18 protein-coding genes and 1 pseudogene are annotated in these 22,932 nt (G+C 73.0%); 9 read left to right on the top strand and 10 right to left on the bottom strand.

Going from position 1 to position 22,932, the window contains the following annotated elements; genetic code table 11:
• Window positions 1-74 precede the first annotated feature (74 nt).
• Window positions 75-485 carry a CoA-binding protein gene (locus ABZ454_RS19920; RefSeq protein ID WP_359539565.1) on the bottom strand — a complete coding sequence of 137 codons (411 nt, stop codon included), beginning with the start codon at window positions 483-485 and terminating at the stop codon, window positions 75-77.
• Window positions 486-544: 59 nt separating this feature from the next.
• Here ABZ454_RS19920 and ABZ454_RS19915 point away from each other — a divergent pair, with 59 nt between their 5' ends.
• From ABZ454_RS19915 to ABZ454_RS19900, 4 genes are all read left to right on the top strand, one after another.
• Window positions 545-1,171: a YigZ family protein gene (locus ABZ454_RS19915; protein ID WP_356317627.1), complete on the top strand. Its 627-nt coding sequence runs from the start codon at window positions 545-547 to the stop codon at window positions 1,169-1,171.
• A 168-nt stretch (window positions 1,172-1,339) separates the two neighbouring features.
• Window positions 1,340-3,010 carry a sigma-70 family RNA polymerase sigma factor gene (locus ABZ454_RS19910; protein WP_359539562.1) on the top strand — a complete coding sequence of 557 codons (1,671 nt, stop codon included), beginning with the start codon at window positions 1,340-1,342 and terminating at the stop codon, window positions 3,008-3,010.
• 234 nt (window positions 3,011-3,244) lie between these two features.
• Window positions 3,245-4,411 (top strand): exonuclease SbcCD subunit D, encoded by a 1,167-nt coding sequence (locus ABZ454_RS19905; RefSeq protein WP_359539561.1) that lies wholly within the window; start codon window positions 3,245-3,247, stop codon window positions 4,409-4,411.
• Entirely contained in the window at window positions 4,408-7,467 is a 3,060-nt protein-coding gene (locus tag ABZ454_RS19900; RefSeq protein ID WP_359539558.1) for an SMC family ATPase, read from the top strand. The genes ABZ454_RS19905 and ABZ454_RS19900 overlap by 4 nt, the downstream gene beginning before the upstream one ends.
• Here ABZ454_RS19900 and ABZ454_RS19895 read toward each other — a convergent pair.
• On the bottom strand, window positions 7,457-7,903 hold the full coding sequence (locus ABZ454_RS19895; protein ID WP_359539555.1) for an Lrp/AsnC family transcriptional regulator: 447 nt from the start codon (window positions 7,901-7,903) through the stop codon (window positions 7,457-7,459). The genes ABZ454_RS19900 and ABZ454_RS19895 overlap by 11 nt on opposite strands.
• Window positions 7,904-7,996: 93 nt before the next feature.
• Between ABZ454_RS19895 and ABZ454_RS19890 the strand changes: the two genes are divergently transcribed.
• Entirely contained in the window at window positions 7,997-8,494 is a 498-nt protein-coding gene (locus ABZ454_RS19890; protein ID WP_359539553.1) for a rhodanese-like domain-containing protein, read from the top strand.
• 51 nt (window positions 8,495-8,545) lie between these two features.
• Here the strand turns inward: ABZ454_RS19890 and ABZ454_RS19885 are convergent, their stop codons facing one another.
• Window positions 8,546-10,231, bottom strand: coding sequence for a DUF885 domain-containing protein (locus tag ABZ454_RS19885; protein WP_356317639.1), 1,686 nt, complete (start codon window positions 10,229-10,231; stop codon window positions 8,546-8,548).
• A gap of 38 nt (window positions 10,232-10,269) precedes the next feature.
• Window positions 10,270-10,788: an Lrp/AsnC family transcriptional regulator gene (locus ABZ454_RS19880; protein WP_359539550.1), complete on the bottom strand. Its 519-nt coding sequence runs from the start codon at window positions 10,786-10,788 to the stop codon at window positions 10,270-10,272.
• A gap of 59 nt (window positions 10,789-10,847) precedes the next feature.
• Here ABZ454_RS19880 and ABZ454_RS19875 point away from each other — a divergent pair, with 59 nt between their 5' ends.
• Entirely contained in the window at window positions 10,848-12,089 is a 1,242-nt protein-coding gene (locus ABZ454_RS19875; protein ID WP_359539548.1) for a PLP-dependent transferase, read from the top strand.
• Here ABZ454_RS19875 and ABZ454_RS19870 read toward each other — a convergent pair.
• The 3 genes from ABZ454_RS19870 to ABZ454_RS19860 form a co-directional block, all read right to left on the bottom strand.
• The gene (locus ABZ454_RS19870) at window positions 12,025-13,422 is read right to left on the bottom strand and encodes a GNAT family N-acetyltransferase (protein WP_356317646.1); all 1,398 of its coding nucleotides are present in this window, start codon (window positions 13,420-13,422) and stop codon (window positions 12,025-12,027) included. The two genes, ABZ454_RS19875 and ABZ454_RS19870, sit on opposite strands and share 65 nt — an antisense overlap.
• Before the next feature lie 221 nt (window positions 13,423-13,643).
• Window positions 13,644-15,224, bottom strand: a complete 1,581-nt coding sequence (locus ABZ454_RS19865; RefSeq protein WP_359539546.1) for an alkaline phosphatase D family protein — start codon at window positions 15,222-15,224, stop codon at window positions 13,644-13,646.
• A 128-nt stretch (window positions 15,225-15,352) separates the two neighbouring features.
• On the bottom strand, window positions 15,353-16,810 hold the full coding sequence (locus ABZ454_RS19860; protein WP_359539543.1) for a PLP-dependent aminotransferase family protein: 1,458 nt from the start codon (window positions 16,808-16,810) through the stop codon (window positions 15,353-15,355).
• 2 nt (window positions 16,811-16,812) lie between these two features.
• Here ABZ454_RS19860 and ABZ454_RS19855 point away from each other — a divergent pair.
• Window positions 16,813-17,706 (top strand): annotated as a pseudogene (locus ABZ454_RS19855) (DMT family transporter); the annotation flags it as partial.
• A gap of 57 nt (window positions 17,707-17,763) precedes the next feature.
• On the opposite strand, the gene ABZ454_RS19850 reads toward ABZ454_RS19855, so the two are convergent.
• Window positions 17,764-18,597 carry an alpha/beta fold hydrolase gene (locus tag ABZ454_RS19850; RefSeq protein ID WP_356317652.1) on the bottom strand — a complete coding sequence of 278 codons (834 nt, stop codon included), beginning with the start codon at window positions 18,595-18,597 and terminating at the stop codon, window positions 17,764-17,766.
• Between the two features lie 151 nt (window positions 18,598-18,748).
• Here ABZ454_RS19850 and ABZ454_RS19845 point away from each other — a divergent pair, with 151 nt between their 5' ends.
• Complete coding sequence (locus ABZ454_RS19845) at window positions 18,749-19,633, top strand: RNA polymerase sigma-70 factor (protein WP_356317654.1); 885 nt, start codon at window positions 18,749-18,751, stop codon at window positions 19,631-19,633.
• Between the two features lie 475 nt (window positions 19,634-20,108).
• Window positions 20,109-20,876: a GntR family transcriptional regulator gene (locus tag ABZ454_RS19840; RefSeq protein WP_356317656.1), complete on the top strand. Its 768-nt coding sequence runs from the start codon at window positions 20,109-20,111 to the stop codon at window positions 20,874-20,876.
• Between the two features lie 137 nt (window positions 20,877-21,013).
• Here ABZ454_RS19840 and ABZ454_RS19835 read toward each other — a convergent pair whose 3' ends face one another.
• Both ABZ454_RS19835 and ABZ454_RS19830 read right to left on the bottom strand, forming a co-directional pair.
• Complete coding sequence (locus ABZ454_RS19835) at window positions 21,014-22,171, bottom strand: ROK family transcriptional regulator (RefSeq protein WP_356317658.1); 1,158 nt, start codon at window positions 22,169-22,171, stop codon at window positions 21,014-21,016.
• Window positions 22,172-22,269: 98 nt separating this feature from the next.
• Entirely contained in the window at window positions 22,270-22,920 is a 651-nt protein-coding gene (locus ABZ454_RS19830; protein ID WP_136326275.1) for a response regulator transcription factor, read from the bottom strand.
• Window positions 22,921-22,932 lie beyond the last annotated feature (12 nt).

Below are 22,932 nucleotides of genomic sequence, written 5' to 3'. Positions count from 1 at the left end.
GTCACAGCCGGTCATTCTCCCAGCCCGGAGCGGAGTGTGACACCCCGCACATATGACCGCCCGCCGTGGGAGGTCTACCCGTGCAGCGCCGGTATCTCGATCGCGGGGCAGCGGTCCATGACCATGTCGAGCCCGGCCGCCCGGGTGCGCGCGTACGCCTGCTCGTCGATCACGCCGAGCTGGAACCACACCGCCTTGGCGCCGATCGCCACCGCCTCGTCCGCCACCGCCCCGGCCAGCTCGCCGTTGACGAAGACGTCCACCACGTCGACCGGGAAGGGGATGTCCGCCAGCGAGGCGTACCCCTCCTCGCCGTGCACCCGCTCCGCCTTGGGATGGACCGGCACCACCCGCTTGCCGAAGCGCTGGAGCACCTCGGCCACCCCGTAGGCCGCGCGCGAGCGGTTGGCGGAGAGCCCCACCACCGCCCACGTGTCGCCCGTGCCGTCGAGAATCCTGCGGATCGTCTCCGTGTCTGCGTACATGATCCACACAACGGACGACCGCTCCGGACCATTCCCGCAGGTGCGCATAGGGTGGCCGGATGCAGGAGCAGTACCGGACAGTCGCCCGCGCGGGCGTGCACGAGACCGAGATCAACCGGTCGCGCTTCATCTGCGCGCTCGCCCCCGCCGCCACCGAGCAGGACGCCCAGGACTTCGTCACACGCGTCCGCAGGGAACACCCGGCCGCCTCGCACAACTGCTACGCCTACGTGATCGGCGCCGACGCCTCCGTGCAGAAGGCGAGTGACGACGGCGAGCCCGGGGGCACCGCCGGCGTCCCCATGCTGCAGATGCTCACCCGCCGCGAGATGCGGTACGTCGTCGCCGTCGTCACCCGCTACTACGGCGGGGTGAAACTCGGCGCGGGCGGACTGATCCGGGCCTACGGGGGCGTGGTCGGAGAGGCCCTCGACGCCCTCGGCACGCTCACCCGGCAGCGGTTCCGGATCGCGACGGTCACCGTCGGGCACCAGCGCGCCGGCCGGCTGGAGAACGAACTGCGGGCCACCGGACGCACCGTGCGCGAGGTCCGGTACGCGGAGGCGGTGGCCATCGAGATCGGGCTGCCGGACGCCGAGGTCGAGGAGTTCCGGCGCTGGCTGGCCGACGCCACGGCGGGCGAGGCGGAACTGGAACTCGGCGAAGAGGCGTACGGGGACGCCTGAGTCCTGGAGCGTCTCCCGGTTGCCACGCCCCCGGGTCCGGGGTGCCGGGACCCTGCCCGGTCGCGTGCCGGGGAAATTGCCGTCGGAAGAACTGTTATCGGCTCCGGCCGCAGCGGTCTCCCAGTCATCGGGCATCATCAGCGGCCTACAGGACAGGGAACTTCTTACATGAGCCATCAGCACACGGTGGACCCGTCGGCACTGGTGACAGCGGTCCGCAACGGGGACGCGGGGGCGAAGGACGCCCTGGTCGGCGCGTATCTGCCGCTCGTCTACAACATCGTGGGCCGCGCGCTGAACGGTTCGGCGGACGTGGACGACGTGGTGCAGGACACCATGCTCCGTGCGCTGGACGGGCTCGGCGCTCTGCGCGCCCCGGAGAACTTCCGCTCCTGGCTGGTGGCCATCGCGATGAATCAGGTGCGCGCCCACTGGCAGGACCGCAAGGCCGCGCCGGGGACGCTGGAGGAGGCCGGGGAGCTCGCCGACTCCGGGGCCGACTTCGTCGATCTGACGATGACGCGCCTGCAACTGTCGTGGCAGCGTCAGGAGACGGCGCGCGCGACCCGGTGGCTGGAGCCGGAGGACCAGGGCCTGCTGTCGCTGTGGTGGCTGGAGTGCGCGGGAGAGCTGACCCGGGCCGAGGTCGCCGAAGCACTGGAGCTGTCGCCGCAGCACGCGGCGGTCCGGGTCCAGCGGATGAAGGCGCACCTGGAGACGGCCCGCGTCGTGGTGCGGGCGCTCGGCGCTCGGCCCACGTGCGAGGAACTCCACGGCGTCCTCGCCCCATGGGACGGCCGCCCCTCGGCGCTGTGGCGCAAGCGCATAGCCCGGCACGCCCGTGACTGCCTCCGGTGCGCCGGGCTGTGGAGCGGTCTGATGCCCGCCGAGGGCCTGCTGGCGGGGCTGGCGCTGGTCCCGGTGCCCGCGGCACTCCTCGTGCTGTGGCCCGCCCACGACACGATGACCACCGTCGCCGCCGCCCACCCGCTCGACATGTCCGCCGACGACATCACGGCGCTCGACGCCGCGATACCCGCCCGGCCCGGCCGGCACCGTTCGCCGGGCGGGCGGAACACCGGCGGCCGAGGCGCCTCCCGCGCCGACGCGCGCCGACGGCGGCGGACGCGGCGCCGGGCGGCCGGCGGCGCCGTGGTGGTGGTGTGCCTGGCCGGCGGGGGCCTGGGGTACCTGTCCCTGGGCCCGGGAACGGGGACCGGCGGGGACAGCACGGCGGTCACGCCGGCGGCGCCCCTCACGGCTCTCGCGGCGCCCGAGTCCCCGGCCACCACGTCACCGCCCTCGCCCTCGGTGTCCGCGTCGCCCTCCCCGCCCCCGGCGAAGAAGAGCGCCTCCTCCACCCCGAGCCGGACACCGCGCAAGAGCGTCGCCCCAGCGCCGGAGAAGACGGCCACCCCGCGCGCGTCGAGCGCCCCCGCCCCGCCCGCGGCGCCCCCGGGCGCCGTGGCCCAGGTCGTCGCCCTGGCCAACAAGGAACGGGCGGCAGCCGGATGCGGGCCGCTCCAGGAGGACGCACAGCTCACGGACGCGGCCCAGCGGCACTCCGACGACATGGCAGCCCGTGGCTTCTTCGCCCACACCAACCCCGACGGCGCCGACCCCGGGCGGCGCGTCACCGACTCCGGGTACCGCTGGTCGACGTACGGCGAGAACATAGCCGCGGGCCAGCAGACTCCCGAAGCGGTGATGCGGTCCTGGATGAACAGTCCCGGCCACCGCGCCAACATTCTCAACTGCTCCTTCAAGGACATCGGTGTCGGCGTTCACCGGGGCGCCGGCGGACCGTGGTGGACCCAGGACTTCGGCGCGAAGATGTGAGACCCGGCGGAGCGGCCGGCCCCGCCGCGTCACCGGCCCGGGAAGCGCAGCCGTCCTCGTGGCCCGCAGCCCCGGCCCCGTCCCCGGTGATGGGACACTGTGGGGCGTGAGGGAACAGGGGCAGGGGCGTGCGCGCGGGGTGGACGCCGGCACCGTGGCCCCGGGCCGGCCCCGTGGGCGGCCGGGCGGGACCCCGGGGACGAGGAAGCGAAACATGCAGGTCGGAGCCGGCTCTTGAGAATTCTGCACACATCGGACTGGCACCTGGGCCGGTCGTTCCACCGGGTCTCGCTGCACGAGGCGCAGGCCGCCTTCCTCGACCACCTCGTGGCCACCGTGCGCGACCAGGACGTCGACGTCGTGCTCGTGGCGGGTGACGTGTACGACAGGGCGGTGCCGCCGCTCGCCGCCGTGGAGCTCTTCGACGACGCCCTGCACCGGCTCGCCGCCGCCGGTGTGCCCACGGTGATGATCTCCGGGAACCACGACTCGGCCCGCCGGCTGGGTGTCGGCGCGGGACTCATCGGACGGGCCGGCATCCACCTGCGGACCGACCCCGCCCGGTGCGCCACCCCCGTCGTCATCCCGGACGCGCACGGCGACGTGGCGTTCTACGGTCTCCCCTATCTCGAACCCGCCCTCGTCAAGGACGTGTTCAAGACGGAGCGGGCCGGGCACGAAGCCGTGCTGACCGCCGCCATGGACCGGGTCCGCGCCGATCTCGCCGAACGGCCGGACGCCACCCGGTCCGTGGTCCTCGCCCACGCCTTCGTCGCGGGTGGCGAGCCGAGCGACAGCGAACGCGACATCACCGTCGGCGGAGTGGCGGCCGTCCCCGCCGGGGTCTTCGACGGGGTCGACTACGTGGCGCTGGGCCACCTCCACGGCTGCCAGACCGTCGCGGAGCGGGTCCGGTATTCCGGCTCCCCGCTCGCCTACTCCTTCTCGGAGACCAGCCACCGCAAGACCATGTGGCTGATCGACCTCGACGCCACGGGCGCCGTCGCCGCGGAACGGATCGACTGCCCGGTCCCCCGCCCGCTCGCCCGGCTCCGCGGCCGGCTCGACACCCTCCTCGACGACCCCGCCCTCGAGCGGCACGCGCACTCCTGGGTCGAGGCCACGCTCACCGACCCGGTCCGCCCGGCCGACCCGATGGCCCGTCTCGTCGAGCGCTTCCCGCACACGCTCAGCCTCGTCCTCGAACCGGACCGGGCGCCCGAAGACCCGCACACCTCCTACGCCCAGCGGCTGCGGGGACGCGACGACCAGAGCATCGCGGAGGACTTCGTGGCCCATGTCCGCGGCGGCTACGGCACCGACGAACACGAGCGCACGGTGCTGCGCAGCGCCTTCGACCACGTGCGGGTCGACGACACCGTGCACGAGGTGAACCGATGAGGCTCCACCGGCTCGGCATCACCGCCTTCGGCCCGTTCGGGGCCACGCAGGAGATCGACTTCGACGCGCTCTCCGCAGCCGGGCTCTTCCTGCTGCACGGACCGACCGGCGCCGGCAAGACCTCGGTGCTCGACGCCGTCTGCTACGCCCTGTACGGGGCCGTGCCCGGCGCCCGGCAGAGCCCCGGCACATCCCTGCGCAGCGACCACGCACCCGCGGACCTGCCCACCGAGGTCCGCCTCGAACTCACCGTCGGCGGACGCCGCCTGGAGATCACCCGGCGCCCCGCCCAGCCCCGCCCCAAGAAGCGGGGCGGCGGCCACACCACGGAGAAGGCGCAGAGCTGGCTGCGCGCCTACGACGCCGAGCAGGGCTGGCGGGCGCTGAGCCGCTCGCACCAGGAGATCGGTGAGGAGATCACCCAGCTCATCGGGATGAACCGGGAGCAGTTCTGCCAGGTGGTGCTCCTCCCGCAGGGCGACTTCGCGCGCTTCCTCAGGGCCGACGCGGAGGCGCGCGGCAAGCTGCTCGGCAGGCTCTTCGACACCCGTCGCTTCGCCGCCGTCGAGGAGCGCCTCGCCGATCTCCGCCGGGTCGCCGAGAGCCAGGTGCGGGCCGGAGACGAGCAGATCCTCGCCCTCGCCCAGCGCCTCGCCCAGGCCGCCGGACCGGCCGGGCGCGAAGCCCCGATGCCGGAGTTCCAACCGGGCGAGCCGGGACTCGCCGACGCCGTACTGGAATGGGCCGCGACGGCCCGCAGCAGTGCCCGGGAGCGGCTCGACGTCGCCGCCGTGGTGCTGACCGCGGCCGAGGGCCGCCACCGGGCGGCCCGGCTCACCCTGGACGCCGAACGGGAACTGGCCGCACTCCAGCAGCGGTACGCGGAGACCAGGCGCCGCGCCGCCCTGTCGGAAGCGGGCCGGACCGGACACGACGAGGCACAGGAACAGCTGAGGCGCGCCCGCAAGGCGGACCGCGTCGCCCCGGCACTGGAACTGCGCGACGAAGCCGAGCGGGCCCACCGACGCGCGAGCGCGGCCCGCGACCGCTGCCGGACCGGGCTGCCGGACAGTCTGGCGGACGCCGGCGCCGAGCACCTGGCGGCTCTGGAGCGCAGACTGCGCGAGGAGCTCGGGGGACTCGACGCCGCACGCCGCGCCGAGCGGCGCAGTGCGGAGATCGACAGCGAACGCTCCGCGCTGGAGCGGCAGGCCCAGGCGGACGACGAGCTGATCCGCGACGCGGAGGGCTGGCTGGCCGACTGGGAAGCCACCCGCAGCGGGCTGCTCGCCCGCATCGAGGCGGCGCAGGAAGCGGCGACCCGGGCCGAGCTGCTGGCCGGCCGGCTGGACCCGGCCCGGCGACGGCTGGAAGCGGCCCGCCGACGGGACGCGCTGGCCACCGAGGCGTCGTCCGCCGAGAACCGGCTCGCCGAGGCCCGGGAGCACGCCCTGGGCACCCGCGAGCACTGGCTCGACCTGCGCGAGCGACGGCTGCGCGACATCGCGGCGGAACTCGCGCGCGAACTCGTCGAGGGCGAGGCCTGCACGGTCTGCGGCTCCGCCGACCACCCGCAGCCCGCCCGCCCCGGGGACGGACATGTCGACCAGGCGACCGAGGACGCGGCGGAGGCAGCCCACCGGCGGGCCGAGCAGGCCCGCACCGAGGCGGAGCACGCGCTCGGAGCCGTACGCGAGCGGTACGCGGCAGCCCGGGCGGAAGCCGTGGAGGCGGCCGGCACCGACAGCGCGGCGGACCCGGAGGCGGGCGGGGCGGCCGATCCGACGGCCGACGCGCTTGCCGCGCTCGTGGACACGCTGACCCGTGAGCACGCGCAGGCGCACCGGACCGCCGCGGGCATGCACGCCGCACGTGAGGCCCTGGCGGCGGCCGAACGGGAGCAGGAGCGGCGGGCCGAGGACCGGCAGCAGGCGGAGCGCCGGGCCGCTGCCCGCACCTCCCGGCGCGAAGGCCTCGACGGTGAACAGGCCGCCCTGGAAGAGGTGCTGGCGCAGGCGCGCGGCGAGTCGGACAGCGTCACCGCGCACGCCGCCCTGCTGCAGAACCGCGTCGCCCTCCTCGTCGAGGCGGCTACGGCGGTGCGCGAGGAGGAGAGCGCGGCGGAGCGGCTGAAGGAGGCCGACGACCGGCTCGCGGACGCCGCCTTCCGGGCCGGCTTCGACACACCGCAGGCGGCGGTGGAGACCCTGCTCCCCGACTCCGTGCAGCGTGCGCTCCAGCACCGTATCGACGCCTGGCAGGCCGAGGCGGCCGCGGTGGCCGACCGGCTCGCCGAGACCGACGCCCGTGCCGCAGCCGGCCGCGCCCCGGCCGCACCGGATGCCGCGCAGCAGGTGTACGACACGGAGGAACGCCGGCTGCGCGACGCGTCGGCGGCCCTCGCCTCGGCCCGGGAGCGCTGTGCCGAGCTCGACAGGCTCTCCCGCCGCGCAGCGGAGGAGGTGCGGGGCCTGGGGCCGGTGCGCGAGGAGTACGAACGGGTCGCCCGGCTCGCCGGACTCACCGCGGGAACGTCCGCGGACAACGAACGCAAGATGCGGCTGGAGTCGTACGTGCTCGCGGCCCGTCTCGAACAGGTGGCGGCGGCCGCCACCGCCCGGCTGCGGCGGATGTCGTCCGGCCGCTACGAACTGGTCCACTCCGATGCCCGGACGGGAGGCCGCCGGGCCGGACTCGGCCTGCACGTGATCGACGCCTGGACGGGGCGCGAACGTGACACGGCCACGCTCTCCGGCGGCGAGACGTTCTTCGCCTCGCTCGCCCTGGCCCTCGGACTCGCCGACGTGGTCACCGACGAGGCGGGGGGCGTACGGCTGGACACCCTCTTCATCGACGAGGGCTTCGGCAGCCTCGACGAGCAGACCCTCGACGAGGTGCTCGACGTGCTGGACTCGCTGCGGGAGCGGGACCGCAGCGTCGGCATCGTCAGCCACGTCGGCGACCTGCGCCGCCGCATCCCCGCCCAGCTGGAAGTGGTGAAGGAGCGGAACGGGTCGGCCGTGCGGCTCCGGGCCGCGGACGGGATCAGCGGCTGACCGCCCGCCGCGGCAGCGGCGAGGAGTAGACGACGCTGGTGGTGACGGAACCGAGGGCGCCGATCTTCCCGGAGACCGCTTCCAGATGCTTCATGGAACGGGCGGTCACCTTCAGCACGAAGCAGTCGTCGCCGGTGACGTGGTGGGCCTCCACGATCTCCGGTGTCGCGTCGAGAAGGTCGTGGAACGGCTTGTAGTTGCCGTTCGGATACCGCAGCCGTACGAAGGCGAGAACCGGCAGACCGAGGCGCTCCGGGTCGACCACCGCCGCGTACCCGCTGATGATTCCGGCCTCCTCCAGCCGGCGCACGCGCTCCGTCACGGCGCTCGACGACATCGCGACGGCTCGCGCGAGTTCGGCGAACGTCGCCCGCCCCTCGTGCTGCAGGACGTCGAGAATGCGCCAGTCGGTGGCGTCCGGGGAATAGTCGGTCATGGAGAGAGGAAACAGGGGATTCCCCGGCGAATCAAGAGCTGTGCCGGGGATCCCTTCTTCCGGCGAACGGTCGCCGCTCGTAGATTTTCCCCCATGACTACGCAGCCCCTCGCCACCGCCACCACCGCCACCAGCCCCGTTCTGCGCGTTCCTCCCGCAGACCCGGCCGTGGCCGCCGCCTACTTCGGCGCCTCGCTCGCCTTCCACGCCGACGTCTCGGACGTCGCCGCGGCACTGGCGTCCGACGGTGACCCCGGCTTCGTACTCCTCGACTCGCGCTCCACCGCGTCCTGGGACCAGGGACACGTCCCCGGAGCCGTCCATCTGCCGACGGCGCTCATCGCCGGACAGGCGCGTGAGCTGCTCGACCCCGCCGTGCCCGTCGTCACCTACTGCTGGGGGCCCGGCTGCAACGGCGCCACCCGCGCCGCGTACGCCCTCGCCCAACTGGGTTACCAGGTCAAGGAGATGCTCGGCGGCTTCGAGTACTGGGTGCGTGAGGGCTTCGAGTTCGAGACCTGGCAGGGGCGCGAACGGCGCACCGCGGACCCGCTCACCGCACCGGACGAATCCGACGACTGCGGGTGCTGACACGGTCCGGCCGGTCCCGGACACCCCGTCCGGGACCGGCCGGCGGCCGGGTCAGAGCTTCGACAGCTCGTCGACCAGGTCGTCCAGACCCAGCGGCCCCTGGGACAGCGCGGCCATGTGCCAGGCCTTGAGGTCGAAGGCGTCCCCGTGCGCCGCGCGGGCGTTCTCCCGGCCGAGCAGCCAGGCACGCTCGCCCAGCTTGTAACCGATGGCCTGACCCGGCATCGAGAGATAGCGGGTCAGCTCGCTCTCCACGAAATCGGCGGGCCGGCCGCTGTGGTTGCCGAAGAACTCCTGGGCCAGCTCCGGCGTCCACCGCTCACCGGGGTGGAACGGCGAGTCGGCCGGGATCTCCAGCTCCGCGTGCATGCCGATGTCCACGATCACCCGGCAGGCGCGCATCATCTGGGCGTCCAGGTAGCCGAGCCGGCGCTCGGCGTCGGGCAGGAAGCCCAGCTCGTCCATCAGACGCTCCGCGTACAGCGCCCAGCCCTCGGCGTTGGCGCTGACGATGCCGATGGAGGCCTGGTAGCGCGAGAGGCTCTCGGCGACGTGGGCCCACTGGGCCAGCTGGAGGTGATGACCGGGCACGCCCTCGTGGTACCAGGTGGAGACCAGGTCGTACACCGGGAACCGGGTCTCGCCCATCGTCGGCAGCCAGGTGCGGCCGGGGCGCGAGAAGTCCTCGGACGGACCCGTGTAGTACGGCGCCGCGGCGCCGCCGGGCGGAGCGATCCGGGACTCCACCCTGCGGACCCGCTCGGCGAGTTCGAAGTGCGTGCCGTCCAGGGCCTCGATCGCCTCGTCCATCAGGCCCTGCAGCCACGCCTGGACCTCGTCGACCCCCTCGATGTGCTTGCCGTGCACATCGAGATGGGCCAGCGCCTCCCAGGGACCCGCGCCCGGCAGCACCTTCTCGGCCTCGGTCCGCATCTCGGCGAGCAGCCGGTGGTATTCCGACCAGCCGTACGCGTACGCCTCGTCGAGATCCAGGTCCGTGCCGTTGAAGTAGCGCGACCAGCGGGCGTACCGCTCGCGGCCCACCGTGTCCGGCTCACCCTCGACCGCTGGGGCGTACACCTCCCGCATCCACTGCCGCAGTTCCTCCAGCGACCGGGTTGCCTCGGCCGCGGCGGCGTCCAGATCGGCGCGCAGCGCCTCCGGGCCGGCGGCGGCGAAGTCCTGGAAGAACCCCGTCGCACCGTCCCCGACCCACTCGTCGAGCTGGCCGATGAAGGTGGCGGTGGCGCGCGGGCCGCCGTACAGCTTCCGCTCCAGGCCGAGGGCGAGGGACTCGCGGTAGCCGGACAGGGCGCCCGGGACCGCCCTGAGCCGCTCGACGACGGCCGCCCAGTCCTCGTCCGTCTCCGTGGGCGTCACCGTGAACACCTCACGGATCGAGTGGGCAGGGGAATGCAGATTGGAAACGGCCCGCAGCGCCTCGTCGGCTTCGTGCACGGCCAGTTCGGCCGTCAGACGCTCGCGCAGGAGACGGCCGCAGCGGCGCTCGGCATCGTCTGCCGCGCCGGGGAGCTGCTCCGCGCGGTCGAGCCGCGCGAGCGTGGTGCGGGCCAGCTCGGCCAGTGCTTCCTGGCCGGCGGGGGAGAAGTCGGGAAGGCGGCGCGAGCTCTCCGCGACCCCCAGATACGTACCGGAGATCGGGTCGAGATCGATGAACGCGTCGACATAGGTGTCGGCGACCTGGCGGGGCAGCGCGCTGCTCGGGGAGTCTGACATGGGTCCATCCTCGTACGGGGAGGGCCTCCGCGTCACTATCAATCGGCACCGTGGACCTGACCCGCACCGCCCTCGGCCGTCCGGGCCGCAGGCGGCAGCAGCGGACCGCACTCCCACTGCTGGAATATCAGCCGCGTCTCCACGCGGGCCACTTCGCGCCGTGAGGTGAACTCGTCCAGGACCAGACGCTGGAGATCGGCGGTGTCGGTCACCGCCACATGCACCAGGTAGTCGTCGGGGCCGGTCAGATGGAACAGCGCACGGGACTCGGGCAGCGTCCTGATCCGGTCGACGAACGGGCCGATGAGCTCCCGCCGGTGGGGCCGCACCTGCACGGACAGGAGCGCCTCCAGACCCCGGCCCAGCCTGGCCGGGTCCAGCCGCAGCTGGTGGCCGAGGATGACGCCCGTGCGGCGCAGCCTGGTGACCCGGTCCAGACAGGTCGACGGGGCGACCCCGACCTCGGCCGCGAGCTCGCGGTACGTGGTCCGGGCATCGTTCTGAAGCAGCCGCAGAATGTGCAGATCCACCGTGTCGAGAGCGACGGAACCGTTCATTCGCCGAACGTAGCACGGGCAGATGACCGACTCTCCCGGTGACTGTTCAGAGTGGGGCCATGGACACCGAATCCGCGCCGGCCCCCTCGACGACACCCCCGTACCGGGCGCCGGCCACCGAAGCCGTGCACGCGGGACGCGAAGACCTCGCCGCCCTCGGCCTGCACGCCCCGCCGATCGACCTGTCCACCACCTACCCCTCGTACGACTCCAGGGGAGAGGCGGAACGGATCGACTCCTTCGCCGCCACCGGCACCCGGCTCGACGGGCCGCCCGTCTACGCCCGCCTCGACAACCCGACCACGGCCCGTTTCGAAACGGCCCTGGCCAGGCTCGAAGGCACCGCGAGCGCCGTGGCCTTCGCCAGCGGGATGGCCGCGCTCACCGCCGTCCTGCTGGCCCGCGCCAGCATGGGGCTGCGCCACGTGGTGGCCGTCCGCCCGCTCTACGGCTGCAGTGACCACCTCCTGGGCGCCGGGCTCCTGGGCACGGAGGTCACCTGGACGGATCCCGCGGGCATCGCCGAGGCGATCCGCCCCGACACGGGCCTGGTGATCGTCGAGACACCCGCCAATCCGACCCTGGCCGAGGTGGACATCCGGGCGGTCGCCCACTCCTGCGGCTCGGTTCCGCTGCTGGTCGACAACACCTTCGCCACCCCGGTGCTCCAGCGCCCCGTCGAGCACGGCGCGCGGATCGTGCTGCACAGTGCCACGAAGTACCTGGGCGGCCACGGGGACGTGATGGGCGGAGTCGTCGCCTGCGACGAGGAGTTCGCGGCCCGGCTGCGCCAGGTGCGGTTCGCCACCGGCGGGGTGCTCCACCCGATGGCTGGGTACCTGCTGCTGCGCGGTCTGGCCACGCTGCCGGTCCGCGTCCGGGCCGCGTCCGCGAACGCCGCGGAACTCGCCCGCCGGCTCTCCGCCGACCCGCGGATCGCCCGCGTGCACTACCCGGAGCTGGGCGGCGCGATGGTCTCCTTCGAGGTGTACGGGGACCCGCACACAGTGATCGCCGCGGTGCGTCTGATCACGCCGGCGGTGAGTCTCGGCAGTGTGGACACCCTGATCCAGCACCCGGCCTCCATCAGCCACCGCATCGTGGATGAGGGAGACCGGCAGTCCTCGGGGGTCGGCGACCGGCTGCTGCGCATGTCGGTCGGGCTGGAGGACGTGGAGGACCTGTGGGCCGACCTGTGCCAGGCACTGAGCGGCGAGGTGCCGGTACGTCAGGTGGTCAGCGTTCCGCCTGCTCGTACGGGTGCAGGGGCCGCACCTGAGCCGCGCCCAGCCGGGCGGTGATCACCAGCGTGCCCTCCTCGATCTGGTAGTCGAGCGGGAGCGAGAGCGCGCGCATGGCCGCGACCATCCCGGTGTTCGACGCCTGGGTGACGGCGTAGACGCTCTCGCAGCCCGCCTCGACGGCGAGCGCCACCAGCCGGCCGAGGAGCTCGGAGCCGATGCCGCGGCGCTGCCAGTCGTCCTCGACGAGCAGGGCGACCTCGGTCTCGTCGCCGTCCCAGAGGAGGTGCCCGAGGGCCACCGTCCGCCCGGAGGCCGTCTGGACGGCGAGGGTGCGCCCGAAGCGCGGGCTCAGCAGGTGCTCGAGGTAGCGGTCGGCGTCACGGACCGGGCCGTGGTAGCGCAGCCGCAGCGTCTGCTCCGAGCAGCGGTCGTGCATGGCGCGGGCCGCTTCGAGGTCGCCGCTGTCCGCCCGGCGCACGGTGATCGCGTTGCCCTCGGGCAGGGTGAGCACGTGCTCGCTGCGCGGGACGCGGGGGCCGAGCCGGGCGTCGAGCTCGACGAGGGCGCGCGCCCTGGCGAACTCGGTCGGGGTGAAGGGAAGATAGGGGCGCTCGACGGTGATGACGCCGCCCGAAGGATCGCGCAGCCGCATCACCGTCTCCTCCAGCACTCCCTCCACGGGCGCGGTCTCACCGGTGGCGCGTCCGGTGATCGACACGGCCGGCAGTGAGTGGATGGTGCACCGGCCGAGCAGCTGGCGCAGGGCGAGGGGAAGTTCGGCGGCGTCCAGGGCGGTGCGGGTGGCGAGGCCGAGCACCCGGGTCGGGGCGTCCACCAGGTCGTGGGCGTCGGCGCGCTCGATCCACGTGGAGCTGCCGCCGGCTTCGGAGACGGCCCGGGTCAGCTGGGCGGGCGGTAGCGCGGCGGGGGCGCGCAGCAGGAGTTCGTCGACGGTGCCCTCCGCCAGCGGGTGCGTCTGAAGGGTCAGGATGTCGATCCGGTGGCGGGCCAGCACGGTGCAGAGCGCGGCCAGGCTCCCGGGAGCGTCCCGGACCGTCGTACGCATCCGCCACAGCACCGTCTCAGCCGCTGCGGCATCCGGCGACGGGGCGTCGGATGCCGCGGCCCGGCCGTCCGCGACTGCCGGAGCCTCGGCGTCCGGCGGCGGTGCGTGACTGTGCCGGCGTGCCCACCAGGTGTGGAACGCGGCGGTGGCGGTCAGCGCCACGGCCGAGGCGATGAGCAGGTACGGGCCGTCCGGCTGGTGTCCGATCAGGTTGGCGATCGCGTCGGCGACGGCGACGGCGGTGAACAGGGCGGCGAGTTCGATGAGGTCCCGCCGCCAGTGGTGGGGGTGGCGGGCACTCTTCGCGGAGGTCACATCGGTCATGACCCCACTGTGACCGAGGGGTGTTGCCTGATCACGAACGCCTTGTGACCGATGGGTTAAGCAAGGGTCCAGTCGTCTATCGGCTGTTTTGGGCGGTCGCCGAGGCGCTCCTGAGCGAGGTCAGGGCGCCCCGGACTCCAGCCCGGCGGCGAGGCGCGGTCAGCCCCGAGGCCGGTCCGGCGGCGGCGCCGGACCGGCGCCGCACCGGCAGTCCGTCCGGCTCACTGCCCCACTCGGCCGGGCTGGAGCACCTTGCTGAACAGGACGGATCCGCCCTGCTCCCGAAGGCGTACGGTCAGCTCCCCGCTGTCACCGTCGATGTCCACCTCACCGAAGAGCGCGGGTGTCTCCATGGGCGACACGTTGGCCCGGTCGGGGGCCTGAACGAAAACCTGCTCGGGGCCGAAGGTGCCGTCGAGCGCGTTGGACGGGAACTGACCGGCGGCCAGCGGTCCCGTGACGAACTCCCAGAAGGGCGCGAAGTCCTGGAACGCCGCCCGCTCGGGGGCGTAATGCTGGGCCGAGGTGTAGTGCACGTCCGCCGTCAGCCACACCGTGCCGGTGATCCGGCGGTGCTTGATGAACCGCAACAGCTCGGCGATCTGCAGTTCGCGGCCGAGCGGAGCACCGGGATCGCCCTGTGCCACTGCCTCGAAGTTCGTGGCCCCGTCGGCGACGACGAGCCCGAGGGGCATGTCCGCGGCGATCACCTTCCAGACCGCCCGGGACTTCGACAGTTCGCGCTTGAGCCAGGCCAGTTGCGCGGAACCGAGGATTCCGGTGCTCTCGTCGGGCTGCCGGCCGGGGGAGTTGGCGTTGCGGAAGGTACGCATGTCCAGGACGAACAGGTCGAGCAGCGGGCCGTGCCGCATCACCCGGTGGATTCTCCCGTCGCCCGTGGAGCCCTGCAGGGTGGATACGGGGAAGTACTCACCAAAGGCCCGCATCGAGCGCGCCGCCAGCACGTCCACGTTCTTCTCGGTGTACCGGACGTCGTCGAGGATCTGGCCGGGGTACCAGTTGTTCCGCACCTCGTGGTCGTCCCACTGGATCACCGACGGCACCTGCGCGTTGAACCTGCGCAGATTGTCGTCCAGCAGGTTGTAGCGGAAGTTCCCCCGGTACTCGGCGAGCGTCTCGGCGACCTTCGCCTTCTCCTCCGTGGTGACGTTGCGCCAGACCCGCCCGTCGGGCAGCGTCACACGGGGCTCGATGACTCCGTCCGCGTAGATGTTGTCCCCGCTGCAGAGGAAGAAGTCGGGGTCCAGGCGCCGCATCTCGTCGTACACCCGGTAGCCCCCGATGTCCGGGTTGATGCCCCACCCCTGGCCCGCGATGTCGCCGGACCACAGGAACCGCACACCGTCCCGGCGGCGAGCGGGCGCGGTCCTGAAGGTGCCGTACACCGGTTCACCGGTGCGGCGCGGGTCGTCGGGGGCGGCGAGCGTCACCCGGTAGTGCACCTGCTGCCCGGGCGGCAGCCCGTGGAGCGGTGTCGTTCCGGTGAAGTCCGTGCCGGGGTTCAGCAAGGGACCGTGCCAGGTGCGGGCGCGCCGGAACGACTCGGTCGCCGACGTCTCCACCACCATCCGCGCCGGCCGGTCCGAGCGCACCCACACCAGCGCGGAGGACGACGTGACATCCCCCACCTGCACGCCCCAGCCGGCGGCCGGCCGGCCGGAGCGTGCGAAGGCCGGGGCCGCCGCGCCCATCAGGGGGAGCGAGGCGGCGGCCGAGGCCGCCAGCGAACCGCGCAGCACGGTCCGGCGGTCGGGGAACGGGATTCGCGGACGGTAGGGCATCGGAGGGCCTCCGGGGCAGCGGGTCGGGGTGAACGGACTGCTGAGCGACCGGCCCACCCTCGCCTCCGACGAAGGCAGGCACACCAACGCGAGGTGAATACCCGGCCCCGGTCAGTTCCGCCGTCCGTTCAGCCGGTGCCCCGCCGGCACTCGGCGAGCAGCTGGACCCCGCGTGCGATGTCCGCCGGAGGCAGATGCGCGTACCCGATCACCAGGCCCACATGTCCGTCGTTGGCCCGTGCGTCTCCGCAGTCGCTCAGGAGCCGCAGGTCGATCCCGGCCCCAGCCGCGCTGCTCAGGAACTCCGCCTCGGGACCGTACCGCCGGGGCAGCCGGGCGATGACGTGCAGACCCGCCGCGATACCGCTGACCTCGGTGCCCGGGAAGTGCTCGGCGAGCGCCGTCGTCAGGGCGTCGCGGCGCTCCCGGTAGGCGCGCTGGCAGCGGCGTAGCTGCCGGTCGTAGCCGCCCCGGACGATGAAGTCGGCCAGCACCGCCTGGTCTATGGCCGGGTTGCCCATGTCCATGGTCCGCTTGCGGTCGACGATCTCGTCCGTCATCGACGCGGGTGCCAGCAGCCAGCCCAGGCGCAGGCCGGGCGCCAGGGACTTGCTCACCGAGCCGGTGTACGCCACATGTTCGGGGTCGAGTCCCTGCAGGGCGCCGACGGGCGCGCGGTCGTAGCGGAAGTCACCGTCGTAATCGTCCTCCACGATGACGCCGTCCACCTCCCTGGCCCAGTCCAGAAGCCGGCTGCGGCGGGCGGCGGAGTACGCGATCCCGGTGGGGAACTGATGGGCCGGAGTCGTCACGACGGCGCGTACGCCGGAGCGCACGAGGGGGCCGACCGCCAGTCCCTCGTCGTCGAGCGGGAGCCATGCCGTGACAAGCCCCGCCGACGAGAAGAGAGAGGCGTGCTCGGGGCTCCCGGGATCCTCGACACCCACGGTGCCCAGTCCGCGTCCGTGCAGGACGAAGCCGAGCAGGGTGGCCGCCTGGGCGACGCCCGAACAGACCACCAGCCGCTCCGGGTCGGCCACCACACCGCGGCGCCTCGTCAGCAGAGCGGCCAGGGCGTTACGCAGTTCCGGCAGCCCGCGCGGATCCGGATAGCCCAGTGCGCTGTGCGGCAGCCGGCCGACCACCGAACGGTGCGTGGCGGCCCAGGCGCTGCGAGGGAAGAGCGAGAGGTCCGGCGTGCCCGGCCTGAAGTCGACGCGGGTGCCGGGGGCGCGGGGAGCGAGATCGCGGGCCCCGCCCTCGGCCGCGCGCACCGATCCGCTCACCCATGTCCCCGCGCCGTGCCCGCTGCGCAGATAGCTCTCGGCGGTCAGCTGTTCGTAGGCTTCGGTGACCAGACCGCGTGAGACGCCGAGATCAGCGGCGAGAGCGCGGCTCGACGGCAGCCGCGTCCCGGGCACGAGACGGCCGGAACGGACCGCTTCGCGCAGCGCGGACTGCAGCGCGCGCCCGCGCCCACGGGCCGGGGCGGAAGCGGCCGGGAGCAGCAGTTCCCAGGCCGCCGATACGGACTCCTGCGCACCGCCACCCGTGTCAGCCCTGGAATTGGTCCCCGAAGACGTCATGAATGTGGACCTTAAACCGGGCCGCCCGGCCGCCTAGCGTCGGTGCCATGAATGTGACCTATCTGCGTGGCGCGTCTTTCGCCGCCTTCGCCTCCGTCCTCGTAGGTGCCTCCTTCACCGCCAACAGCGTCCTCGGCGACTATCCGTACGCCGGTGGTCAGGCGCTGCGCTACGGCCTCGCCGCCCTGCTGCTCCTGCCCCTGCTGCACCGGGCCGGCGAGCCCCGGCCGGCCGTCGTGCTCCGCGGGCTCGGCGTCCGGCAGTGGGGCAGGCTCGCGCTGCTCGCCGCCGTGGGCATGGTCGGCTTCAACCTGGCCGTCCTGGCGGCCGAACGGTCCGCGGAGCCGGCCGTTCCGGGCGTGTTCGTCGGGTGCGCCCCGATCCTTGTGGCCGTCCTCGTGCCACTGGCGTCCCGGCGCAGGCCGACGCGTGCCGTTCTCTGTGCCGCGGCGCTGGTCGCGATCGGTGCGTTCACCGTTCAGGGCTGGGGGCAGACCGACACGGCGGGCATCGTCTTCTCCGTCGGCGCGCTGGCCGGTGAGGTGGGCTTCGCGGTGATCGCCGTCCCGGTGCTGCGTCCCCTGGGGCCCAAGCTGTTGTCGGCCACGGTGTGCGCGATCGCCGCGGCGGAGTCGACGGTTATCGGTCTGCTGGTCGACGGCGCGGGATTCGTGCGTCTGCCCACGCCCGGAGAGGCCGCCGCGCTGCTCTGGCAGGCCGCCGTGGTCACCGTGATCGGGTTCGTGTGCTGGTACCGGGGGATGCAGCGCATCGGAGCGGAGCGCGCCACCCTCTTCCTCGGGCTGATTCCCGTCGCCGCCGCGCTCACGGCCCCGCTGGTCGGCGCGGGCTCGTACGGCCCCGCTCAGGCCGTGGGCAGTTGCCTGGTCGGGCTCGGTGTGGCGATCGGCTCGGGTGTGCTGAGCCGGCGGAGTCGTGAGCAGGCGGCGGATTCAGCGGCTGGTGTCGAGAATCACCCGCGCCACCAGAGCCGGGTCGTCGTTCATCGGGACGTGGCCACAGCCGGGAAGCCGGACCAGCCGGGCGCCGGGGACGGTGTGCTTCGCCCGGATGCCCTGGCGCCGCAGAAGCAGGCGGTCGTGGCCGCCCCAGGCGATGGTCACCGGTAGCCCCGGCACGTCGTCGGTGAACCGGACGTCCCGACCGGTGGCCAGCGTCGGGTGGAAGCCGGTCGCCCGGCGCAGGGCCAGGGTCTCGGACACAGCGGCCTCCGGCGCGCGCCGCGCGGGCCGGGCGTAGATGGAGCTGGTCAGGACCGTGCGACCGGCGGGGGTGCGGGACAGCCGCTCGATGAGGGGCAGCGGCATCGACTTCGCGGCGAGCCGCATGGCGCGCAGGGTGCCGAACGCGTACCGGCGCTCACGGTCCGTCCAGAAGCCGGCGGGCGAGAGCGCGGTCACCGAGCGGGCGCGCTTCTCGCGGCCCATCTCCAGCGCCAGCAGCCCGCCGAGCGAGTTCCCCGCCACGTGGGGGCTGCCCACCCCGATCGTCTCGCAGAAGGTCCCGAGCAGCGGGGCCATGGTCGTCAGGTCGTACGCGAGGTCGCCGGGCAGTCCGGGGGAGGCGCCGAACCCGGGCAGGTCCACCGCGATCACGTCCCGCTCGAGCGCCAGCACCGGGATCACCGGGTCCCAGGCCTGGCGGTGGTGGCCGATGCCGTGGAGCAGCAGCAGCGGCTCTCCGGAACCGGTCCGTTCGTAGGCGACGGACACGGTCCGCGGCCGTCCTAGGGGTGACGTGACGGTGAACGAGACCGTGGTGGCCATGGAGGTGCTCCCGGATGATGCGACACGCGAAAATCGTGCCCGCAAGCGGCGTAGACATTCCGTCAACAACAATTACCGCCTGGTAGCTTCCAGTTCAAGAGGACGAGGGCGTGAACTGGACACCCCGCTACCCGTCCGCTGGGATGGGCACGTGACAAGCGATACCGTGACCGACGTCTTCGAGGAGCACCGGCCCGTACTCATCGGGGTCGCCTACCGCATGCTCGGCCGGATCGCCGACGCCGAGGACGTGGTCCAGGAGGGCTGGCTCCGCTGGTCGGCCGCTCCGCGCGAGGACGTACGTGAACCGCGCGCCTTCCTCGTCAGGATCATCACCCGCCTCGCCATCGACCGGCTGCGTCAGCTCGGGGCACGGCGCGAGGCGTACGTCGGACCGTGGCTGCCGGAGCCCCTGGTCACCGACTTCGGCCCGACCGTGCCCGACACGGCGGAGCGGGCCGTGCTCGCCGACTCCGTTTCCGTCGCCGTACTCGTCGTCCTCGAGTCACTGTCCCCGCTGGAGCGCGCCGTCTTCGTCCTGCGCGAGGCCTTCGGGTTCGCCTACGCGGAGATCGCCGCGACGCTGGACAGGAGCGAAACCGCCGTCCGCCAGCTCGCCGGGCGCGCGCGGCGGCATGTGGAGGAACGCAAACCGCGTTACGACGTCGATCCCGCCCAGCGTCGCGACCTCACGGAACGCTTTCTCGCCGCGGCCGCCGGCGGTGACATCGACGCGCTGCTCACGCTGCTCGCCCCGGACGTGCGGCTCGTCGGCGACAGCGGTGGCAAGTCCAAGGCGCCGCTGCGGATCCTGGAGAGCGCGGACAAGGTCGGCCGATTCCTCTTCGCCGTCGCACACGGTCAGATCCCCGACCTGGACGTCCGCTTCCTGGAGCTGAACGGCGGGCCGGCGGCGCTGATCCTGTCCGGCGGCAAGCCGGACTCCGTTATCCAGGTGGACGTGCGGGACGGAGTCATTCAGTGCGTGTACATCGTCCGCAACCCTGACAAGCTCACCTCTTTGGCCGGGGAGTAGCTGACTTCGGCCGGGAGCGGTCGACTCCGGCCGGGGTGTGGCTGACTCCGGCCGAGGAGTGGCCGACTCCGGCCGGGGAGTGCTCCGGCCGAGGAGTGGCCGGCTTGGGCCGGAGTGTGGCCGACTCCGGCCGGGGTGTGGCCGACTTCCGTCGGGGAGTGTCGACCCGAGGCGATCGGTCGCTCCTCGGTAAACCTTGCCGTCGGCGCGTCCGTGCCCGGGCCGCTGTCCCCCCGCACCGAAGCCCCGCGACCCGCCCGGACGTGGGGCTTTGTGCTGCGACGTGGTGCTGCCCCGGGCCCCCGTTGCGCGAACGTCCTGTGAACGCTGTGCGGCAAATCGCGGGTGAGCGAGCCCGCGGCCCGAGAATTGGTCTTGACCAAGGGGGTGTGCCGTCCTATGGTCTCAACGTTAAGACAGGAACCTTTAATAAATAACGTCGCGGAAAAGCCGCTGGGCGATTGCGGAGGACAGGGTGGGGACCACGCAGCTGGAATCGGTACAGGAGCCGAAGTACTGGCACCTCAAGACCGTGCTCAGTGAGGCACTCGACTCGGACTTCGCGGTGGGGGAGATCCTCCCCAACGAGCGGGAGCTCGCCGCCCGGTTCGGCGTGGCGCGGGCCACGCTCCGGCAGGCCCTGGAGCAGCTCGAGCTCGAGGGCAGGCTGCAACGCCGCCGCGGTGTGGGTACCACGGTCGCCCCGCCGCGCGTGGGCGTCGCCGTCTCCACCGCGCAGCACGACTGGGCCGGGGGCAGTGCGGGCGAGGCGTGGCAGGCGGTCGACTGCCGGACGGCAGCCGCACCGGCCGGCGTGGCCGGCATGCTCGACGTGCCGGGCGACGAGCCCGTCCACATCGTGCGAAGGATCCGCCTCACCCACGGGCAGACGGTCGCGGCGGAGCTGCTGTACGTCCCGGCGGCCTCCGTACCTGACCTCTCGGCCATAGACACCCCGTCCGGTCCCGCCAGGGCCCGTAGTGTCGTGCGCGAACTCCACCGGCTCGGGCTCGACGGACAGGACCGCTCCGTGGAACTCGGTTCGGCGCGCGCGGACGACGCCAAGGAGCTCGACCGGCTCCCCGGCGCCCCCGTCCTCGTCGTCACGACCCGCTACCTGGCGGCCGGCGGCACAGCGGCCGTCTCCGTGGCCACGTACCGGGCCGACACCTGCCGCCTCACCTTCGGTGACTCGGGAGACCTGGAGATCAGCCACCACGACGAGACCCGCCAGGCATCCTGACCGCTGGGCTGCCAGGCATTCTGACCGCGGGGCTGTCAGGCATTTTGACCGCTAAGCCGTTAGACCGCTGAGTCGCCAGGCGTCCTGACCGCAAGCCCGGCCCGCATGCCTGGCGCGCACCGTACGGCCCGTCGCCTTCAGCGGCGGGCCGTCACCGTTCCCTCCACGGCGAAGAGCTGCTCCTCGACATGGTCGAGGGCCAGCCGCAGGGCCCCCGTGGCCACGGCGGCCTCGCCGAGCAACGACAGGGTCACCCGAGGGGGCCGCAGACAGTAGCGGGCCAGCTCACCGCGGAGCGGATCCAGCACCCCGTCCAGGCCGGCGGCCCAACCGCCGATGACCACCAGTTCCGGATCGAGCGCCAGGACCAGCGCCGCCACGTCGTGAACCAGGCGCTGGATGAAACGCTCGACGGCGGCCTTCGCCTGCTCGTCGCCGTGCCGTGCCTTGGCGAACACCGCGGCGACCGCATGCTCGTCCAGCGGGTCCAGGGGCGTGTCCGTCGTCGACAGCAGTCTTTCGGGCGTGACGTCGCGACCGAGCAGATGCAGCGCACCGATCTCGCCGGCCGCCCCACCGAAACCGCGGTGCAGCCGGCCGCCGATCAGAGAACCTGCCCCTGGGCTCAGCCCCGCCAGCACGAACACGATGTCGTCGGACTCCGTGGCCGCACCCTTCCAGTGCTCCGCGACGGCCGCCGCGTTCGCATCGTTCTCCACGAGCACGGGGCAGCGGAACGAGCGCCTCAGGCGTTCACCGAGCGCCAGCCCCGTCCAGTCCGGAAGAGCGGTTCCCAGACGGACGGTGCCGTCGGCCTCCACGATGCCGGGACTGCCCACGCCGACCGCTCGCAGGCTGCTGCGGGCCACGCCGGTCCGGCGGAGGACGTCGGCAACGACGGTCCGGACCTTGTCGAGGCGGTCGTCCGCGCAGGCGGTCTCCGACACCTCACGTGAGCCGGCGCCGATGATCCGGCCGTCCAGGCCCGACAACAACGCGGAGACCCGGTGCGGGCCGATCTCGATGCCGAGGAGATGTCCCGCCTCCGCCCGGAAACGGAACCGGCGGGCCGGACGTCCCTGACGCCGCGCCTCGGCGCCGTCCGGAGCCGACTCGACGACCAACCCGGCCTCGAACAGTCCTTCCACGACGCCCTCGACCGTGGGGCGGGACAGGCCCGTGATCCGGGTCAGGTCGGTAAGGGTCGGGGATTCCGCACCCCGGAGGGCGTGCAGCACCACCGCGGAATTGATCCGACGCAGCAACGACGGGTCCCCACCGGTCAGCCGGCCCACGGTGTGTCCTCCCAGCTCGTGCGCATGTCAGGCGGATCGTACTCGCTGCTCAGGGACGGGGCGACCATGGGCGTCAAGGCCACCCGGACCACCTGGTATCAGCTCGGAGCGACGAACCCGGACTCGTAGGCGGCGATGACGGCCTGGGTCCGGTCCCGGGCACCCAACTTCGCCAGCACAGCGCTGACATGGGACTTCACCGTCTCGACCCCCACCACCAGCCGGGCCGCGATCTCGGCGTTGGACAGACCCCTGGCCATCAGACGGAGCACGGCCGCCTCGCGCTCGGTGAGGGAAGCCCGCTCCATGGCCTCCCGCGCCTTGCTCGTGCCGTACTCGGCGGCGAGCTGTCGGACCGCGGCAGGGAACAGCAGGGACTCCCCCTCAGCCACCAGCCGCACCGCGTGCACGATCTCGGCCGGCCGGGCCCGCTTGAGGAGAAAGCCGTCCGCCCCGGCGCGCAGCGCCTCGTAGACGTACTCGTCGTTCTCGAACGTCGTCACCACCAGGATCTTCGGCGGATCCGGCACCGTGCGCAGCACCACCCGGGTCGCCTCGATGCCGTCCATCAGCGGCATACGGACGTCCATCGCCACCACATCGGGGCGCAGCTGACGCACCAACGGGATCACCGCGGCGCCATCACCCGCCTCGCCCACCACCTCGATGTCGGGCTGGGCTTCCAGGACCGCGCGGAGTCCCGCGCGGACCAGGGGTTCATCGTCGACCAGAAGAACGGTAACCGGCATCCGGTCAGCGTA

The organism is Streptomyces sp. NPDC005803, assembly GCF_040630435.1.
Taxonomy (GTDB): Bacteria; Actinomycetota; Actinomycetes; order Streptomycetales; family Streptomycetaceae; genus Streptomyces.
This window is presented reverse-complemented; position numbering and strand designations above follow the sequence as displayed.

Bases quoted from the DNA above. Each gene is read 5' to 3' on its own strand.
- ABZ454_RS19900 (WP_359539558.1), top strand. From the start codon at position 4,408: ATGAGGCTCCACCGGCTCGGCATCACCGCCTTCGGCCCGTTCGGGGCC.
- ABZ454_RS19875 (WP_359539548.1), top strand. From the start codon at position 10,848: ATGGACACCGAATCCGCGCCGGCCCCCTCGACGACACCCCCGTACCGG.
- ABZ454_RS19860 (WP_359539543.1), bottom strand. From the start codon at position 16,810: ATGACGTCTTCGGGGACCAATTCCAGGGCTGACACGGGTGGCGGTGCG.
- ABZ454_RS19830 (WP_136326275.1), bottom strand. From the start codon at position 22,920: ATGCCGGTTACCGTTCTTCTGGTCGACGATGAACCCCTGGTCCGCGCG.
- ABZ454_RS19910 (WP_359539562.1), top strand. From the start codon at position 1,340: ATGAGCCATCAGCACACGGTGGACCCGTCGGCACTGGTGACAGCGGTC.
- ABZ454_RS19885 (WP_356317639.1), bottom strand. From the start codon at position 10,231: ATGTCAGACTCCCCGAGCAGCGCGCTGCCCCGCCAGGTCGCCGACACC.
- ABZ454_RS19915 (WP_356317627.1), top strand. From the start codon at position 545: ATGCAGGAGCAGTACCGGACAGTCGCCCGCGCGGGCGTGCACGAGACC.
- ABZ454_RS19850 (WP_356317652.1), bottom strand. From the start codon at position 18,597: ATGGCCACCACGGTCTCGTTCACCGTCACGTCACCCCTAGGACGGCCG.
- ABZ454_RS19880 (WP_359539550.1), bottom strand. From the start codon at position 10,788: ATGAACGGTTCCGTCGCTCTCGACACGGTGGATCTGCACATTCTGCGG.
- ABZ454_RS19895 (WP_359539555.1), bottom strand. From the start codon at position 7,903: ATGACCGACTATTCCCCGGACGCCACCGACTGGCGCATTCTCGACGTC.
- ABZ454_RS19865 (WP_359539546.1), bottom strand. From the start codon at position 15,224: ATGCCCTACCGTCCGCGAATCCCGTTCCCCGACCGCCGGACCGTGCTG.
- ABZ454_RS19920 (WP_359539565.1), bottom strand. From the start codon at position 485: ATGTACGCAGACACGGAGACGATCCGCAGGATTCTCGACGGCACGGGC.
- ABZ454_RS19890 (WP_359539553.1), top strand. From the start codon at position 7,997: ATGACTACGCAGCCCCTCGCCACCGCCACCACCGCCACCAGCCCCGTT.
- ABZ454_RS19870 (WP_356317646.1), bottom strand. From the start codon at position 13,422: ATGACCGATGTGACCTCCGCGAAGAGTGCCCGCCACCCCCACCACTGG.